Annotated in this window: 15 protein-coding genes; 3 read left to right on the plus strand and 12 right to left on the minus strand. The window is 65.7% G+C overall.

Annotated elements, in window-relative coordinates; all coding sequences use genetic code 11:
* Positions 1–1,176: enoyl-CoA hydratase-related protein (locus ACTHJR_RS12460; RefSeq protein WP_440523552.1), on the plus strand; the 1,176-nt coding region annotated here is incomplete at its 5' end.
* Positions 1,173–1,940 carry an SDR family NAD(P)-dependent oxidoreductase gene (locus ACTHJR_RS12465; protein WP_440523553.1) on the plus strand — a complete coding sequence of 256 codons (768 nt, stop codon included), beginning with the start codon at positions 1,173–1,175 and terminating at the stop codon, positions 1,938–1,940. The genes ACTHJR_RS12460 and ACTHJR_RS12465, both read left to right, overlap by 4 nt.
* A 24-nt stretch (positions 1,941–1,964) precedes the next feature.
* Here ACTHJR_RS12465 and ACTHJR_RS12470 read toward each other — a convergent pair whose 3' ends face one another.
* The 11 genes from ACTHJR_RS12470 to ACTHJR_RS12520 form a co-directional block, all read right to left on the minus strand.
* On the minus strand, positions 1,965–3,584 hold the full coding sequence (locus ACTHJR_RS12470; protein ID WP_440523554.1) for a carboxylesterase/lipase family protein: 1,620 nt from the start codon (positions 3,582–3,584) through the stop codon (positions 1,965–1,967).
* A gap of 38 nt (positions 3,585–3,622) precedes the next feature.
* Positions 3,623–4,384, minus strand: coding sequence for an SDR family NAD(P)-dependent oxidoreductase (locus ACTHJR_RS12475; protein ID WP_440523555.1), 762 nt, complete (start codon positions 4,382–4,384; stop codon positions 3,623–3,625).
* 71 nt (positions 4,385–4,455) lie between these two features.
* The gene (locus tag ACTHJR_RS12480) at positions 4,456–5,808 is read right to left on the minus strand and encodes a spinster family MFS transporter (RefSeq protein ID WP_440523556.1); all 1,353 of its coding nucleotides are present in this window, start codon (positions 5,806–5,808) and stop codon (positions 4,456–4,458) included.
* A gap of 215 nt (positions 5,809–6,023) precedes the next feature.
* Positions 6,024–7,040 carry a GlxA family transcriptional regulator gene (locus tag ACTHJR_RS12485; RefSeq protein ID WP_440523557.1) on the minus strand — a complete coding sequence of 339 codons (1,017 nt, stop codon included), beginning with the start codon at positions 7,038–7,040 and terminating at the stop codon, positions 6,024–6,026.
* Positions 7,041–7,144: 104 nt separating this feature from the next.
* Entirely contained in the window at positions 7,145–8,212 is a 1,068-nt protein-coding gene (locus ACTHJR_RS12490) for a serine hydrolase domain-containing protein (RefSeq protein WP_440523558.1), read from the minus strand.
* Positions 8,213–8,228: 16 nt separating this feature from the next.
* Positions 8,229–9,812 (minus strand): AMP-binding protein, encoded by a 1,584-nt coding sequence (locus ACTHJR_RS12495; protein ID WP_440523559.1) that lies wholly within the window; start codon positions 9,810–9,812, stop codon positions 8,229–8,231.
* Complete coding sequence (locus ACTHJR_RS12500; RefSeq protein WP_440523560.1) at positions 9,812–10,966, minus strand: thiolase C-terminal domain-containing protein; 1,155 nt, start codon at positions 10,964–10,966, stop codon at positions 9,812–9,814. The genes ACTHJR_RS12495 and ACTHJR_RS12500 overlap by 1 nt, the downstream gene beginning before the upstream one ends.
* On the minus strand, positions 10,963–11,451 hold the full coding sequence (locus tag ACTHJR_RS12505) for a Zn-ribbon domain-containing OB-fold protein (RefSeq protein ID WP_440523561.1): 489 nt from the start codon (positions 11,449–11,451) through the stop codon (positions 10,963–10,965). Before ACTHJR_RS12505 ends, ACTHJR_RS12500 begins: the two co-directional genes overlap by 4 nt.
* Positions 11,452–12,537, minus strand: a complete 1,086-nt coding sequence (locus ACTHJR_RS12510) for a DUF2817 domain-containing protein (protein ID WP_440523562.1) — start codon at positions 12,535–12,537, stop codon at positions 11,452–11,454. It abuts the gene before it with no gap.
* 17 nt (positions 12,538–12,554) lie between these two features.
* The gene (locus tag ACTHJR_RS12515; RefSeq protein WP_440523563.1) at positions 12,555–13,781 is read right to left on the minus strand and encodes an acetyl-CoA C-acyltransferase; all 1,227 of its coding nucleotides are present in this window, start codon (positions 13,779–13,781) and stop codon (positions 12,555–12,557) included.
* 201 nt (positions 13,782–13,982) lie between these two features.
* On the minus strand, positions 13,983–14,486 hold the full coding sequence (locus ACTHJR_RS12520) for a prolyl-tRNA synthetase associated domain-containing protein (protein ID WP_440523564.1): 504 nt from the start codon (positions 14,484–14,486) through the stop codon (positions 13,983–13,985).
* A gap of 59 nt (positions 14,487–14,545) precedes the next feature.
* Between ACTHJR_RS12520 and ACTHJR_RS12525 the strand changes: the two genes are divergently transcribed.
* Entirely contained in the window at positions 14,546–15,658 is a 1,113-nt protein-coding gene (locus tag ACTHJR_RS12525) for a GlxA family transcriptional regulator (RefSeq protein WP_440523565.1), read from the plus strand.
* A gap of 106 nt (positions 15,659–15,764) precedes the next feature.
* On the opposite strand, the gene ACTHJR_RS12530 is transcribed toward ACTHJR_RS12525, so the two are convergent.
* Positions 15,765–16,063, minus strand: a 299-nt coding sequence (locus ACTHJR_RS12530) for a hypothetical protein (RefSeq protein ID WP_440523566.1), incomplete at its 5' end; no start/stop codon positions are given.

A 16,063-nucleotide genomic window follows, 5' to 3' on the forward strand; every position in this document is an offset into this window, starting at 1 on the left:
CGCGCCGCCCTCGCCTCCTACACCGAGAGGGTGACCAACCGGGACGTGGAGGCCGTCCTCGAGCTGTTCGCTGCGAACGCGACGCTCGAGGACCCGGTCGGATCGGGCCGGATCGTCACGGGGACCGATGCCCTGCGCGACTTCTACACAGAGATCTGCGGCCGCGGCATGGTGCTGCGGATCGACGGCCACGTCTCGTGCGCCAGGGCGAACACCGCCTGCGCGCCGATCCGCATCGATGTCGACGACAGCGTGACCCGCGATATCAGCGTGGTGCGGTTCGACGATGCCGGCCTGATCGAGCGCTACGACGCCTATTGGGGTCCGGGCGACGTCGAGCGCGTGGGGCAGAGTCGTGAACGGCGCGCGGACTGCCTCGGCACCTACGAACATATCCTCATCCATCGGCGCGGCAGAATCGTCACCATCGCGCTCGACCGGCCCGAGAAGCTGAACGCCTTCAACGCCCGATTGCACACCGAACTGGCCCTCCTACTCCAACGCGTGGCGGACGATCCCGACAGCGACATCGTCGTCCTGACCGGCAGTGGCCGCGCGTTCAGCGCAGGCGGCGACATCGGCTGGCAGCAGGCCGCCTATGAGAATCCGTCGATGTTCGAGGCGACCGTGCGCGAGGCCAAGCAGATCATCTTCGCGATGCTCGATTGCGAGAAGCCGATCATCGCCAAGATCAATGGTCCGGCAGTCGGCCTCGGCGCGACGATCGCCCTGTTCAGCGACGTGAGCTTCATCGCCGAGACGGCGCACATCGCCGATCCCCATGTGAGCGTCGGGATGGTCGCCGGCGACGGCGGCGCGCTGATCTGGCCGCAGCTCGTCGGGCTGGCCCGGGCCAAGCATTATCTGCTCACCGGCGATCCCATCGACGCGCGCGAAGCGGTCCGGATCGGCCTGGTCAACTTCATCGCACCCGAGGGCGACCTCGACGCGATGGTGGATGCGTACGCCGATCGCCTGGCAGCGGGGGCACAGCTCGCGATCCGCTATTCCAAGCTGACGATCAACACCGGCATCCGCGCTCTTGCCGCGTCGGCGATGGACGTTGGGTTGGGATATGAAAGCGTGACGAACATGACCGAAGATCATCGCGAGGCGCTCGCGGCGTTTCGCGAGCGGCGCAAACCCAATTTCGGCGCACATCGGAGGGACGCATGATCTCGCTCGACGGACGCGTCGCGCTGGTCACCGGCGCTGCTGCCGGTATCGGCTTCGGGATCGCGACCGTGCTGAGCCACGCGGGCGCCCGCGTTGCGATCAACGACATCGACGCGGGAGCGGCAGAGGCGGCGGCGAACCGTCTTGGCGGCGAGGCCTTTGCCGTGCCGGCGAACGTCGCCGAGCAACTCGATGCCGAGGAGATCGTCGCCACGGTCGTGCGGACCGCCGGCGCATTGGACATCCTGGTGAACAATGCGGGCGTTCCCCAACCGATCGTCCCGCTCCGCTCATTGTCGGTCGACGCGTGGCAGCGCGTGATCGACGTCAACCTCCGAGGCGCGTTCCTGATGAGCCAGGCGGCCGCCGCGATCATGTTCGAGCGCCGGCGCGGCGTGATCGTCAACATCTCGTCGGTCACCGGCCTCGCTCCGATACCTGCCTCGCACGCTTATGGCGTCTCCAAGGCGGCGGTCGCCATGCTGACGCAGACGCTGGCGTCGGAACTCGCGCGCCAGAATATCCGCGTCAACGCGGTAGCGCCGGGCGTCGTCGCGGCGCCCATGATCGAGAAGATGGGCATCACCGCCGAACACATCGCCAACGTCGAACGTCGCGTGCCCATGGGAAGGCTGGGGCAGCCGGAAGAGATCGGACAGGCCGTCGCCTTCCTGGCTTCCGACGCCGCCAGCTACATCACTGGCGCGGTCCTTCCCGTCGACGGCGGCTGGCTATCGTTCAGTGGCGTCGGCGCGCCTCCATAGGTGACGGCGACCAAGGGTATCAGGTCAGCTGAGGAAGCCGGCAATCAGCGCGTCCTCGGTATGATCATAAGCTTCGACCCGGCATATATAGTCCAGCACCATGCGGCGCGGTTGCGCCGGGTCGTAGGCCGGCCACGCCGGCAGGTCCTTGTGCGCCGGTCGCCCGGTTCGGGCAAACGCAGCCCAGGCGCCGCGCATCCGGGTCGATAGCGGCCGGCCGGCACAATCGAGTGCCGGCGACAATTCACCCGGCGCGGCATCGACGACGTCGAAGCAGAATGGGACGTCGAACGAATGGAGCGCCTTGCGCGGCCCGCCATTCCACGACAGCCCGGCCGCGAACAGATAGGCATAGGTCCGCGCGCCACGTCGCTTGGCGGCGAGCTGTGTCTGCCGATCGACCCGTTCGGTGCAGAGCAGGCGTGTGGCGATCGCGTAGAAATGGTCCGCCATCGTCGCGGTCGGCTGCAGCCGGCGCAGTTCATCGAGCAGCGCCCGCCCGCGATCGGCGGCGACGCCGAGCATTCCCAGCCGCCGAACCGCCTCCGCGTCGTCGAAGACGGCGTCATACGGCGCGTACAGCTCATCCCGCGTATGACCGATCAGCAAGGGTACGTCCGCCCAGATCGCGCGCCCGGCGTCGCTGAACGGATCGGCAATCATCGTCTTGCCGTCGCGGACCGGGGCGAACTGACGATCCCAGCTGTTCCAGTCGCTGAGCCAGCCGGGGTTCTTCGACGCGTTCGCCACCTTGTCATAGGCTTCGTAAAGCTGCGCGGCGGGAATTTCGCCGAGCATCGCGATCGCGTCTTGCCTGATCCCGAGCGTGGCCAACACGCGATTTGTCGTCTCTGCCGCGGCTTCGGGAGCGAGCGCTTCGATATAGGGCCCCGACTGGATGATCGCCTTGTGGAACAGCGACCGCGCAACGGGCATGCCGAACAGAGCGGCGACCTTGCCGCCACCGCCCGACACGCCGAAGATCGTGACGTTTCCCGGATCGCCGCCGAACGACGCGATGTTGTCGCGGACCCATCGCAGCGCCAGCACGATGTCGAGCACGCCGACATTGCCCGAGGCGGCGTAGCGATCGTCGCCCAGATGCCCCAGATAAAGATGCCCGAAAATGTTCAGCCGATGGTTGAGCGAGACGACGACGACGCCTTCGTGGCGCGCGAGCTGGGCACCATCGCTGCAGGGAGCCGCGGAGCTGCCGACCGAAAAACCGCCGCCATGCAACCAGACCATCACTGGCGCCTTAGCGCTCTTGGCAACCGATCGCGTCCAGACATTGAGCGTAAACGGCGTCTCGCTGCGCGCCTGGTTCAATAGCGGCAATGCCACGCTGCGATAGGCGCGCGGAATGGCGGGAAAGGCGTCGATATCGGCTTGCGTCCATTGCGGCTGAAAGGCTTGCGGGCCAAAGGCAGTCGCCTCTCGGACACCCGTCCATTGCCGCGCCGGCAACGACGGCAGGAAGCGACCGCCGGCACGCCCGTAAGGAATACCCTTGAAGGCCATCACGCCATTCGTGGCGGCACCGCGCACGCGGCCGGTCCGTGTCTCCACGACCGGTGCGGTGCCGGCCAGCGCCGGCCCCATGCCCATCACGAGCGAACTCGCGATCGCTGTCCTCCGCGTCATATCCGATCGCATCCTTCGGCCTCCCGTTCCGGATTTCCTCAGCGCGGTGCCATGCGGATAGCGCCGTCGAGTCGGATCACTTCGCCATTCAGCATCGGGTTCGCGATGATCTGCCCCACCATCAGGGCATATTCCTCGGGACGTCCGAGCCGGCTGGGATGCGGGACCTGCTGCCCCAGCGAATCCTGCGCCGCCTGGGGAAGACCCTTCATCATCGGCGTCAGGAAGATACCCGGCGCGATGGTCATCACGCGGATACGGTGCATCGCGAGGTCGCGCGCGACCGGCAGAGTCATGCCGATGACGCCGCCCTTGCTCGACGCATAAGCGACCTGCCCGATCTGGCCGTCATACCCGGCGACCGAGGCGGTATTGACGATCACCCCCCGCTCCTCCTCGTCCGTCTGCCAAGCGGCGAGACGGGCCGCGACCTTGGAGATCATGTTGTAGGTGCCGATCAGATTGACCTCGATCGTGCGGCGGAACGCGTCGAGCGCGTGAGGCCGGTTCTCCCGATCGACCGTCTTCATGACGGTGGCGATGCCGGCGCAGTTGACGAGGACGCGGGCGACGCCGTGCTGCTGCTCGGCGGCGGCGATCGCCTCCGCCACGCCCGCGTCATCCGCGACGTTGACCTTGCTGAATCGACCACCGATCCGGCGCGCCTCCGCCTCGCCGGTCTCCTCGTCGAGATCGAACAGGGTCACCTTCGCGCCCTGCTCCGCCAGCAGGCGTCCGGTGGCGGCGCCCAGGCCGGACGCACCGCCGGTTACGATCGCGGCTGTTCCATCGAGTTTCATGTCGGTCTCCTATCAAGTGAATGTCAGGTGAGTCGCCCGAACCGGCCGGGTCCCCGTCCACGCGGCGCGCATCAGGCCGGATCCCGGGCGCGCGCTTCTGCGATGTATCGCGCGGCTCGCAACATGAACGCGCCGCCGACGATCATGACCGAGCAGACCGCCACCAGACCCCAGCGCAGCCCCTCGGCCGGTCCGTAGGTCGGCGTGAGCGTGTCGCTGATGAAGCCGGTCAGTACCGGTCCCAGCCCGAGACCGACGAGGTTGGCGAACAGCAATACGATGGAGAGCGCCGTCGCGCGGCGGTGCGGCTCGCAGACGAGATAGAGCGACGAGAACATCGGTGCCGCCATCACGTTCAACGCCAGCATCGCGAGGAACAGCGGAACCTGCATGGCTGCCATCGACGACTGCATGAGGGCGACCATGAACAACGGCGCGGAGATGATCATCGCCCAGCCCGACGTGCGCGGCAGATTGGCGAAATTCCTGCGCGCCAGCCTGTCGCCCAGCTGACCGCCCAGCAGATTGCCGAGCAACGCGGCGATCATCGACATCGTGCCGAAACTCGCGCCGGCCTCCTGCACGTTCATGCCGAACAGTCGCGTCATCAGCGACACGATGAAGACGAGCGCGCCGTATCCCATGAAGAAGTAGATGACGACGGCGTAGAGGATGCAGCGGTATGCGGGCACCTTGAACAGAGCGGAGAATGCGACTCGGAACGGCTCGCTGACCACTTGCGCGGGGAAGACCTTCCGCGGCTCCTTGAGGATGAGGAGAGCGACGGGGCCGAGCGCCAATCCCAGCAGCCCGACAAACAGGAACGCGCTGCTCCAGCCGTAATGCTGCGCGATATAGCCGCCGAGGATGAGGCCGCCCGCATAGCCCATCGACGACGCCATCATGAAGATACCCATCGCGCCCGCCCGTTTGTGGGGAGCGAAATAGTCTGCGAGCAGGCTCTGCGCCGGCGGCATCGCGCCGGCCTCGCCTGCGCCCACGCCGAGCCGCGCCGCGACCAGCTGCCAGAAGGTCTGGGCCATACCGCAGAACGCGGTCATGACGCTCCAGACGATCAGCGAGAAGGACAGGATGCGGGTGCGGTCCCCCCGGTCGGCCCATCGCGCGAGCGGCAGTCCCAAAGTGGCGTAAAAGCATGCGAACACGATGCCGCTGAGCAGGCCGAGCTGGGTATCACTGATCTGGAACTCAATCTTTATCTGCGGGAGCAGGACGCCGAGGATGTTCCGATCGGTGTTGTTCGACGCATAGACCAGGAAAAGGATCGCGAGAAAGGACGCCCGCTGCCATCCGGAATACAGCCGCCAAGGCGTTTCGTGCGTGACGACACCGCGGTCGCCCCACGCCTCCACGGCACCGGCCGACGCCTGATCAAGCCGTTCAGGCGGCAACGATACTGGCATGAAATACCCCCATTATCCGCTGGTCGATCCAACGCGATGGCGACGTGAATAGGCCGGAGCGGATAGGATGCCGGACTCCGTCGTGAATGATTGACGCAATGCGACATCCGGCCAGCATGGATGCGACATGGCCGGGCGTACCTCGCCCTTGCCGACCATCGTGCCCGCCCGACGCCGGGGGTGAGATCCTCCCTCGCCGGATCGGCGCCGGAACCTCACAGATGGACACTTGCGCTCGCCAGATATGGCCTTGATTCGCCCGGCTCGAAGTCGCGCCGGCCGGACCGCGCACTCGATGGCAGCGTCCCGAAATAGCCCTTGTAGCGCCGGCTGAAATGGGCCGCGTCGGCGAAGCCGCAGGATAAGGCGATCTGGGTGATCGACATCCGGCTCGTCGCCAGGAGCCAGTCCGCATGGGCGAGGCGCAATTGTGTTCCATAGACGGAAGGACTGAAACCCGTCTCTTCCTTGAAGAGGCGGAGCAGCTGGCGACGCGACAGTCCCACGGCCTCGGCGAGCTCATGCACCGCCAACACACGGTCGTGGTGTTCCGCAATGAGGAGGATCGCGCGCCTCAACCGCTCATCCATCGCGCCGCCGGCGATCGACGGATGCGGCTGAAGCGTCGTCGACGGACGGACCCCGTCGATCTGAAGGATGTTCAGCGCCTTGCGCGCGAGCGCTGCGTCGATGTGACGCTCGATGATCCAGGCGGCGACGTCGGCGGAACCAGTGCCGCCCGCACAGGTGACGCAGCGGCCGTCGGCAAGGAAAAGGTCGGTCGCCGAGACGTCGACGTCGGGAAACTCGTCGTTGAAGTCGGCCAGGTGAAACCAGCTGACGCACGCCTTGCGGCCAGCGAGGAGCCCCGCCTGCGCCATCATGAATGATCCGGTGCAAACCCCGATTATCGTCAGGCCGAGATCCCAGGCACGCCGAAGAAAGTCCTCGATGACATCGTCGTCCGTATGCCGCCGTCGTAGGAGCCCGCCACAGACGACGAGATAGTCGAAATCCGCCGGATCCCCGAGCGGCTCCTGCCCTTGGAGTTCCACCCCGCAACTTGCCCGCACCGGCGCGCGCCTAGGCGTGATCACCGACCATTTGAAGCGCACCGGACGGCTGCGATCGCCCTCATCGGCGGCAAGGCGGATGACATCCACCAACGTCGAGAATGCCGTCAGCGTGAAATTGGGTAGCGGCAGGAACGCGATGCGCGGAACGTCCGCCATGTCGCTTAGTCCCGGCGCCGCGTGCTAAGCATCGCGCCGATCACCATGGCATTGGCAATCACACCGCGCGCGGCAGGAATACACGCCCCGGACGCACCTGGCTGTCATGGGGTGAACAACTTGGCGATCGGATCGGCAAAGGACACGTCGACATCCCCGCTCGACGCCGCGACAACGTGCTCGCGAAAGGCGCCCAGGAGGTTGGTCAGGACAATGACCGACAGACCGTCCGGATAGAGCACCACCTGTGCCTTGGCGCCGCCGCCCGGCGCCGGCACCCGGCCAAAGGCACTAAGACCGATCAGCCACCCGATCCCCCACACGCCCGGCCTGCCGTCGTATAACGGCCAAGGGCTCAGCATGGTCTCGATACTCGCTCGGTCCGCGAGCAGCTTTCCGCTCTGCAAGGCGATCACCCATTGCGCGAGATCGCGCGCGGTACTGTGGAGGCCGGCGGCGGTATGCAATACGGGCGGCCAGTCGAGATGACTGTTCCACACTCTGTCGGTCGCGTCACCGTCGGTGGTCACGCACATATAGGTGTTGGCGCGGTTCGGCAGGATATCGGAATCGGTGGCATATTGCGTATCGGTCATCCCCGCCGCGTCGAGCTGACCTTCGGTGATGAAACGGGTGAAAGGCTTTCCGCTCACCTTCGTGATGATGCGGCCGAGCAGGGCGTAATTGGTCTGGGTGTAGTTAAAGCCCTGATCGGCGGGAAATTCGCGGGGCATCGCATAAACGGTCGACCAGGCGGATTCCTCGCTGCCGTCGCCAACCAGCGACACGTTCATCTCCCGCGTGTAGACCATCATCTCGGGCAGGCCCGACGTCAGCATGGCGAGTTGGCGGACCGTCGTCGGACGCCAATCTTCGGGTAGATCGTCGAGATAGGTGGAGATCGGCGCGGCAAGATCGAGCTTCCCGGCCTCGACCAACTGCATCACGGCGATGCCGGTAAAGGCCTTCGCCATCGAATTGATGGAAAAGACCGATGTATCGCTGACCGGGACGTGATTTTCGATATTGGCCAGGCCTATCGCGTCGAGTGCTTCGATACGGCCGTCAAGCACCACGGCAATTTGGAGTCCGGGGATGGAGCGTTCCTCCATCAGCCGGTTCAGATACTCCTGCAACGCGGGCGAAGCTCGATCAGGAGAGGTCTGGGTCATCGCGTTGCTCTGTTCCTCAACTATGGACCGGCGGCGCGAACATGCGACGCAACGCCTTCTTGTCCGGTTTCCCGACGCCGGTAAGCGGGATTCTGTCCACCACTTCGATCCGCTTCGGCGTCTGCACCGGCCCCTTGCGTTCGCGCACATGGGCGATCAGGTCGGCGATCGCGAGGTCATTGTCGCGAAGCACCACCGCGGCGACCACGATCTCCCCCCAATGGTCGTCGGGTACGCCGAACACGCAGGCGCTCGCTACACCGGGATGCGCCTCGAGGACGTCCTCGACCGCTCGCGGATAAACGTTGAAACCGCCGGTGATCACCATGTCCTTGGCGCGATCGACGAGCCGCAGGAAGCCATCCGGGTCGCGGATAGCGACGTCGCCGGTATGGAGCCACCCGCCCCGCAGCGCTTCGGCGGTTTCCGCCGGCTTGTTGAGGTAGCCGCTCATCAGGAGCGGCCCCTGCACGCAGAGCTCGCCGGGCTCGCCGTCCGGCACCTCGTTGCCGTCGGCGTCGAGCAGACGGACCGCGGCCTCGGGCACGGGCCTGCCGCACGACGACAGGCGCAGGTCCGAGGACACATCATGCTCGCCTCGGCGCATCATGGTCACCGTCGTGGGCGCCTCGGCTTGCCCATAAAACTGGAAGAAGACCGGACCGAAATGCGCGATGCCGGCCCGCAACCGGGCAGGAGTGATCGGCGAGGCACCGTAGAAGATCGTCTCGATGCTCGACGTGTCGAACTCGGCCAGGCGCGGATGATCGAGAATCGCGCTGATCATGGTCGGCACCATCAGCATGCAGGTGATGCGGTGGCGCTCGATCGCGGCGAGCGTGCGCGCCACGTCGAAATTCGGTTCGACGAAGAGCGTGCCGCCGCGCGCCATGGTCGGCGTGAAGACGATCCCGCCCGAATGGCTGAGCGGCGCGACCAGCAGCTGCCTGATCTCGTCCGGCCATTCCCAATCGGAAGCGATGATGCCGAACATCGTCGACATGCAGCGGTAGCTGACCTGGGTCGCCTTGGGCACGCCGGTGGTGCCGCCGGTATAGATGATGCGAACGATCGCTTCGGGATCGATCGGCTCGAGCTCGATCCGATCGACGCGCTGACGCGACGCCCAGGCGACGATGTCGTCGTCGCCACCGCCCCCAAAGGTCAGGATTCGCGTCGAACGGCCGGCAAGCTCGACCGCCTTCGCCATTTCCGGTTCGCGGGCCTTGTCGACGATGACGAGGTCGATCGCGGTGTCGTTCAGGATATAGGCGAAGTCGGACGGCGTTCCCATCGGATGGAAGGGTGTGAACACCCCGCCGATGATGCCCAGCGCTTGCTGGACGAACAGCACCTCGACGCTGTTTCCGGCAAGGAGGCCAACCGGCACGCCAAGCGTCACGCCCAGCTCCCGGAACGTCGCGGCATAGCGCGCCACCTGGCCTTCCATGTCGCGACCGGAATAAGCGGCACCGTCCGCCGTCTGCAGCAACGTCCTGTCGCTAAAGGTGCGCAGTCCGTTGACCAGCACGTCGTTGAGATGGTCGAACGACCGCCCCGAATGATGGGCCCCGGCCACTTCGGCCGCGATCGACGCCATCACACGCGCTCCAGCACGTGCACCGCGCAGGCGGAGCCGTAGTCGATAATGCCGCCGACGATATGCGCCAGCCCGATGCGGGCGTTCTCGACTTGCCGCGCCCCGGCCTCGCCACGGAGATGCAGGCACAATTCGTAAAGGTTGGCGATGCCCGTCGCGCCGAGGGGATGGCCCTTCGAGAGCAGGCCGCCCGACACGTTGACCGGAATCCGGCCGCCATGCGCGGTCTCTCCGCTGTCGATCAGCGCCCCCGCCTCGCCGACGCCGCAGAGTCCCAGGTTCTCGTAGTGGAGCAGCTCGGCGGTGGCGAAGCAGTCGTGCAACTCGACCAGATCGATATCGGCGATGTCGATGCCGGCAGATTCATAGGCGAGTTGCGCGGTCGCGCGGGTGACTTCGTTGAAGTCGGTCAGACCATCCTCGATGTCGGTGTAGACGCTGCTGAGCGACTCCGCGGTTCGGACGCGGACCGCGCGGCCCATCAGGCCGTGCTTGCGCGCATAGGCCTCGCTGGCGACGACCGCCGCCGCGGCGCCATCGATGTTGATCGAGCACATCAGCTTGGTGTTGGGATAGGCGATCATCTCGGATGACATGACCTCCTCGAGCGGCGTCTCGCGGCGGACATAGGCCTTGTCGTTCCGCGTCGCGTGATGATGATTCTTCACCGCCACCTTGGCGAATTGCTCGAAGGTGGTGCCGTATTTGGCGCTGTGCTCCAGCCCCGCCTGCGCGAACATCGATGGCGTCGTGATCGTGCCGATCGCGCCTTCCTCGCGGAAACCGCTCGGGCGGCCGGGCATCGGAATGAGTCCTCGTTCCATCTGCTCGACGCCGACGGCGAGCGCGACATCGTGCCTGCCGCTCTCCACCGCCAACACCGCCTCGCGAAACGCGGATGCCCCCGTCGCACAGCCGTTGGTGACGTTCAGGACGGGCATGCCGTGCTCGCCGATCTGCCGCAGGATGCGCTGTCCGACCAGCGAGTTCGCCTGAAGCGAACAGCCGCAATAGAGCGATTGCACGTCGCGGATGCTGAGCCCGGTGTCGGCGAGCGCGAGCAACGCCGCCTCGGCGCCCAATTGCTCCACGGTGCGGTCCGGATAGCGCTTGAATGGGATCATATCGATCCCGACGATAAGCCCCTTGCTCATGCCGCCGTCTCCATCGGTCGAAAGGTTTGCGCGTAGAAGGGACGCCCGGCGGGATCACGCTGGCCGGTGTCCTCGATGCTGATGCGGACCGGCTTGCCGATCTCCGCGACCGGATCGGCGGGGATTTCGCCATGCAATGTGCCGCGCACGATGCCGCCGCCATCGATGGCGATCACGGCGGCGATGAACGGGACGGGCACGCCCGGATAACTGCGGGTGATCACGGTGCAGGTACGGATCCGGCCGGTGTCGCCGAGCCGGACGTGGGAAAGTTGGGCTATTTCACCGCACCTGGCGCAGCCGAACCGCTTCCCCAGCATGGTCGCACCGCATTTCGCGCAGTGACTGCCGATCAGGAAATGGTCGCCGCCCTCGTCGATCGCGACATAGGGCATGGCGGCAATGGGGTCCGGGAGCTGTTCGCTCATATTCCTCTCCGAATGATCATCGTTCTTGTGGTCTCGTCGCGCCGCGGGCGGCCGCACTCACCATTCCATCAGGCCGGCGAGCATCCGTCGCTGGGCATCCAGCCCGTTCGCCAGCGCCTTGCCGCGCCATTCGGCGCTGCTCGGATTGAGCCCCTCCATCATCGCGGCACGCATCTCCTCGCGGGACGCGAGCGAGCGCCCGTTTCCGAACCGCAGCCAGCGGTCCATACGGACCGCGTTCCCGACCGCGATGTTGTCGAGCGTGCCGACCTCGATCAGCAGGCCGGCCCAATCCGCCTGCGGGGCAGTGCTCGGCAGCCACGCGGAGAACAGTCCCTGATAGGTCGGAACCTCGCCACCGGTGACCTCGAAGGTGGCCGAGAAGGACGTCCGTGCCTCGTCTCCGATCCAGCCGAACACGCGCTCATAGGACGGCGACCCGGGCGCAAAACTGCAAAGATGACTGAGCTCGGCGAAGGGGCCGAGCCCGGTGTGCCACTCGATGAACGCGATCCGCCGGGATTTGGCGAAGACGCGCGGGAGCAGCTCCGACACCACGGTGCGTGACCAGGACGGGCCCTTGCCGACATAGTTCAGGCCGGTGGGTTCGTCGCGCTGGCCGCCCGCGAGCACCGTGACCATGTGCTTCGCGCCGTGGGTACGGACAACCTCCTCGCGCACGTCGCTCCAGTCGATGGTCTCTTCGGTCCAATCGTCTGGACAGAGCGCGCGAAAGAGAACGGGGTAGACCTCGTCCTGGACCAAGCCGCCGCCATAGTCGTCGAAGTTGCGATTGACATCGACGTTGTTCTCGTCGGTCCGCGACAGATGGGAAAAACCCCAGGGATTGAGGGCGTGCAGCGCCACCACGTTGACGCCGTCGGGGATGACGAGATCGCGCAGGAAGGCGATCTGGAGCGCCGAGCCGATGAAGCCTTCCTGGCCGTGCGTGCCCGACACGAGGAAAAGTGTCTTCTCGGCATCGGGATCGCCGAATGTAGCGATGTCGATCGCCAGATCCTCGCCTTCGGCTCCCCGCTCGGTCGGATGGATCGTCGAGACGACGACCGCGCCCTGCTCCTCCGCCAAGGCCAGGAACTTCCCGCGCGCCTCCTTGTAGGTCTGGCTGAACGGCGATGACACGGGCAGCTCCACGTTAATCAGACCCGCTCGATAATAGCGGCAGGCGCCATACCGCCGCCGGTGCACAAGGTGACGAGGCCGGTCGCGAGGTCGCGCCGCTCGAGCTCGTCGAGCAGCGTACCGACGAGCATGGCGCCGGTCGCACCGATGGGATGGCCGAGCGCGATCGCGCCGCCGGCGACGTTCACCTTCGCATGATCGATGCCGAGGTCGCGCATGAACATCAGTGGCACGATGGCGAAGGCTTCGTTGATTTCGAACAGGTCGATGTCGCCGACATCCATGCCCGCGGCGCTCAACGCCTTGCGCGCTGCCGGCACGGGGGCGTTCAGCATGAGTTCGGCGGAATCAGCCGCGGTCGCGATCGCCCGGATGCGGGCACGGGGCCTCAGTCCGTGGGCCCTGGCATATTCCGGTGACGCCAGGACCACGGCCCCCGCCCCGTCGACGATCCCCGAAGAGTTGCCGCCGTGATGGACGTGGGCAATTTCGACGCCGCCATAATTGCGCTGGAGCAGGTCGCGATACGTGAGGCCGTCCTCGTCGAGAGCGATGTCGCTCATGCCCTCGAAGGCAGGCTTCAGCGAGGCGAGCTTTTCCAGGGTCGTCCCGGGGCGCGGATATTCCTCTACGTCGAGCGCGATCGTGCCATCGTCGTTGCGGACCGCCACGAGGCTGCGATCGAAGGCGCCTGTCGCGATCGAAGCGGCGGCGCGTTGCTGGCTCTGGAAAGCGAAGCCGTCGAGCTCCTCACGAGTGACGCCCTCGATGGTCGCGATGAGGTCCGCGCATATCCCCTGATGGGTTTGGGGAATGCGCGCGCGCAGATGCGTGTTGCCGCAATCGAACAGCTGGGGCGCGGAAACGGAGGGCGCGCTCGACATCTGCTCGACCCCGCCGGCGACGACCAGGTTCTGTGCTCCCGACCAGATTCCCATGATTCCCTGGGTCACGGCCGTGAGGCCGGAACCGCAATACCGATTGACCGTGAAGCCCGGCGTGGATGCCCAGCCGGCGTCGAGCGCGGCCTGGCGCGCGATGCAGCCACCCTGTCCTTCGACCTGGGCAAAGCAGCCGATAACGACGTCGTCGATGTCCCCGGCGTCGAGGCCGTTGCGCGACTGCAGCGCGCTCAGCACCGTCGAAAGAATCCGCTGCGGATGCACGGACGACAGCGCACCCTGTCCGGGCTTCCCGATACCGCGGGGCGTCCGCGCCGCATCGATGATCCACGCTTCACGCATCCAACTCTCCTCCTGCCGACCTCATTTCGGGCCGTCGCGCCGATCGGTTGGCTTTTCCGGGTCGATCACAAGCGACGCTCGTCGCGCTCGCATGCCCACCCTGCCAATTCGACATCATCTCTGTTGGGTTCGCGGCAAATCTAATAGAATATGTGTGCCATTCTTTTGAACATGAACGACGCGCCCCAAACACCTACAATTCTACGGCAGCACTGCCACGCGCACGGCCACACCCCGATCCGATAGCCAGGCGAGCAATCGGCCGAAGTCGACGACGATGGTCGCCGTATTCCGCAAGGGGTGGACCGCGATGCGCTCGTGCGCGCGGAAGCCCTCGTCGAACACCAGCTGCACCGATCCCGCAGGCGCGCCCGCGGCGGCGAGCGGGGTCACCGACCCCGGCTCGACGCCGAGCAACCGGGTCATGTCCTCCGGCTTCGCGAACGAGAACTTGCCGGCGCCGACCACCTCCGCGATGCCGCGCAGATCCGCCCGTTTCGCGCTGGGCAGCACGATCAGCCAGAATCCGCCGCGCTTGTCCTTCAGGAACAGATTCTTGGTGTGTGCCGCGGCGATGGCCTCGTGGATGGGGGCGCTGTCCTCGACCGTGAAGACCGCGGGATGCTCGAGACGCTCATAGTCGATGCCCATCCGCGAGAAGTCGGCATAGATCTGCTCTTCGGTCATGTCGGTAGGCTTCCTCATGGTTCGCGGTCCGGGATGGCACGACCGCCATAGCCCTCCGCGCACCAGACCACTCGTCGATGATCATCCGCGCAAGTCCACCATGGGGCCAGAGTTCTGGCTTGAACTTTTACGACACACTATGTGATGAAGCGGTCATTCGTATGCCCTATGGGAGAGCCGAAGTGGCAAAGCAGGCGGTGGAACCACAACGCCCCTCGAAGCTCAGGGTCGGGTTCGTCCTGGCGCCCCGCTTCACCCTCGCCGCCTTCGCGAACTTCATCGACGCCGTCAGGCTAGCCGCCGACGAAGGCGACCGTAGCCGGCAGGTCGATTGCGAATGGGCGGTCCTCGGTGATCGCGGAGAGACGATCGAATCGAGCTGCGGCCTGCACGTCCAGCCCTGGGCGCCGCTCGAGGACCCGACCAGCTTCGACTATATCGTCGTCGTCGGCGGTCTATTGCATGGCAAAACCCGCGCCTCGTCGAACACCAACGCCTTCCTCAAGGCAGCCGCGAAGGCCAAGGTCCCCCTGGTCGGATTGTGCACCGGGTCGTTCATCCTCGCGCGGGCGGGACTGCTGAACGGATATCAAGTGTGCGTCAGCTGGTTCCACATCAACGAGTTCCGCGAGGAATTCCCCAAACTCTCGGCCGAATCGACCCGACTGTTCGTCATCGACCGCGACCGGCTCACCTGCGCTGGCGGAACGAGCGTGGTGCACCTCGCCAGCCATCTCATCGAAAAGCATTGTGGCCGCGCCCAGGCGATCAAGAGCCTCCGTATCCTCATCGAACAATCGCCTTTGCCGAGCGGCGCGTGGCAGCCCGAAGAGGTCGTGACGCGGCCCGCGCACGACAGCCTCGTCAAGCGCGCGATGCTCGAGATCGAGGAGAACATCAGCAGCCCGCTGCCCCTCCCCGACCTCGCGGACTTGCTCGGCATCAGCGTCCGCCAGTTGCAGCGACGGTTTGAGGCGGACATCGGAATCGGCGTCCGCGAATACCGCCGCAACCTGCAGCTATCCCGGGCGAAGTGGCTGGTCGAGCACACCGACCGGTCGATGACCGAGATTGCGCTGGATTGCGGATTCTCCGATTCGGCGCACTTCTCGCGGACCTTCCGTGAGCATTTCCAAGTCGTTCCTTCCCGCGAGCGCCAGAAGACACGATCGTCGAGCGACGCGCTGTAAGTCCGAATCTTCTGCGGCTCGCAGGCCCCAACGTCGACCGCGGAAGACCGGGCGCTATGCGGCGGCTCGAATCAGACCGCCGCCGCCATGTCCGATTATTTCAAAACTATGTCGCACGTCGCATATCGGCGCGCCCTTGTCGCAGCGACAATGCGGAACCGAAAATGCGCATGGGCTCCAGGTCCTTCGACAGTGAATAGAGCGCGCGGATGATGAAGGGGAGGAAAATGACAATGCTAAAAATCGCGCGGATGGCCACCAAGGCGCTCGGCAATGCGTCGACGCTCGCCAACGTCCTGAGCGGTACCGTCGGCTTCGCCGCGTGTGCCCCTGGGCAGACGACGCCGCCCCCCGCAAGCGGTAAGCCCGCCCCCTCCGACCACTCCGCGACGCAGCCAGGTGCTG

This window comes from Sphingomonas sp. (genome assembly GCF_051962185.1).
In the GTDB taxonomy this organism is placed as follows: domain Bacteria; phylum Pseudomonadota; class Alphaproteobacteria; order Sphingomonadales; family Sphingomonadaceae; genus Sphingomonas.

What these genes read in the sequence shown, in the direction of transcription:
- ACTHJR_RS12465 (WP_440523553.1), top strand. Translation starts at nt 1,173, where the DNA reads ATGATCTCGCTCGACGGACGCGTCGCGCTGGTCACCGGCGCTGCTGCC.
- ACTHJR_RS12470 (WP_440523554.1), bottom strand. Translation starts at nt 3,584, where the DNA reads ATGACGCGGAGGACAGCGATCGCGAGTTCGCTCGTGATGGGCATGGGG.
- ACTHJR_RS12475 (WP_440523555.1), bottom strand. Translation starts at nt 4,384, where the DNA reads ATGAAACTCGATGGAACAGCCGCGATCGTAACCGGCGGTGCGTCCGGC.
- ACTHJR_RS12480 (WP_440523556.1), bottom strand. Translation starts at nt 5,808, where the DNA reads ATGCCAGTATCGTTGCCGCCTGAACGGCTTGATCAGGCGTCGGCCGGT.
- ACTHJR_RS12485 (WP_440523557.1), bottom strand. Translation starts at nt 7,040, where the DNA reads ATGGCGGACGTTCCGCGCATCGCGTTCCTGCCGCTACCCAATTTCACG.
- ACTHJR_RS12490 (WP_440523558.1), bottom strand. Translation starts at nt 8,212, where the DNA reads ATGACCCAGACCTCTCCTGATCGAGCTTCGCCCGCGTTGCAGGAGTAT.
- ACTHJR_RS12495 (WP_440523559.1), bottom strand. Translation starts at nt 9,812, where the DNA reads ATGGCGTCGATCGCGGCCGAAGTGGCCGGGGCCCATCATTCGGGGCGG.
- ACTHJR_RS12500 (WP_440523560.1), bottom strand. Translation starts at nt 10,966, where the DNA reads ATGAGCAAGGGGCTTATCGTCGGGATCGATATGATCCCATTCAAGCGC.
- ACTHJR_RS12515 (WP_440523563.1), bottom strand. Translation starts at nt 13,781, where the DNA reads ATGCGTGAAGCGTGGATCATCGATGCGGCGCGGACGCCCCGCGGTATC.
- ACTHJR_RS12520 (WP_440523564.1), bottom strand. Translation starts at nt 14,486, where the DNA reads ATGAGGAAGCCTACCGACATGACCGAAGAGCAGATCTATGCCGACTTC.
- ACTHJR_RS12525 (WP_440523565.1), top strand. Translation starts at nt 14,546, where the DNA reads ATGATCATCCGCGCAAGTCCACCATGGGGCCAGAGTTCTGGCTTGAAC.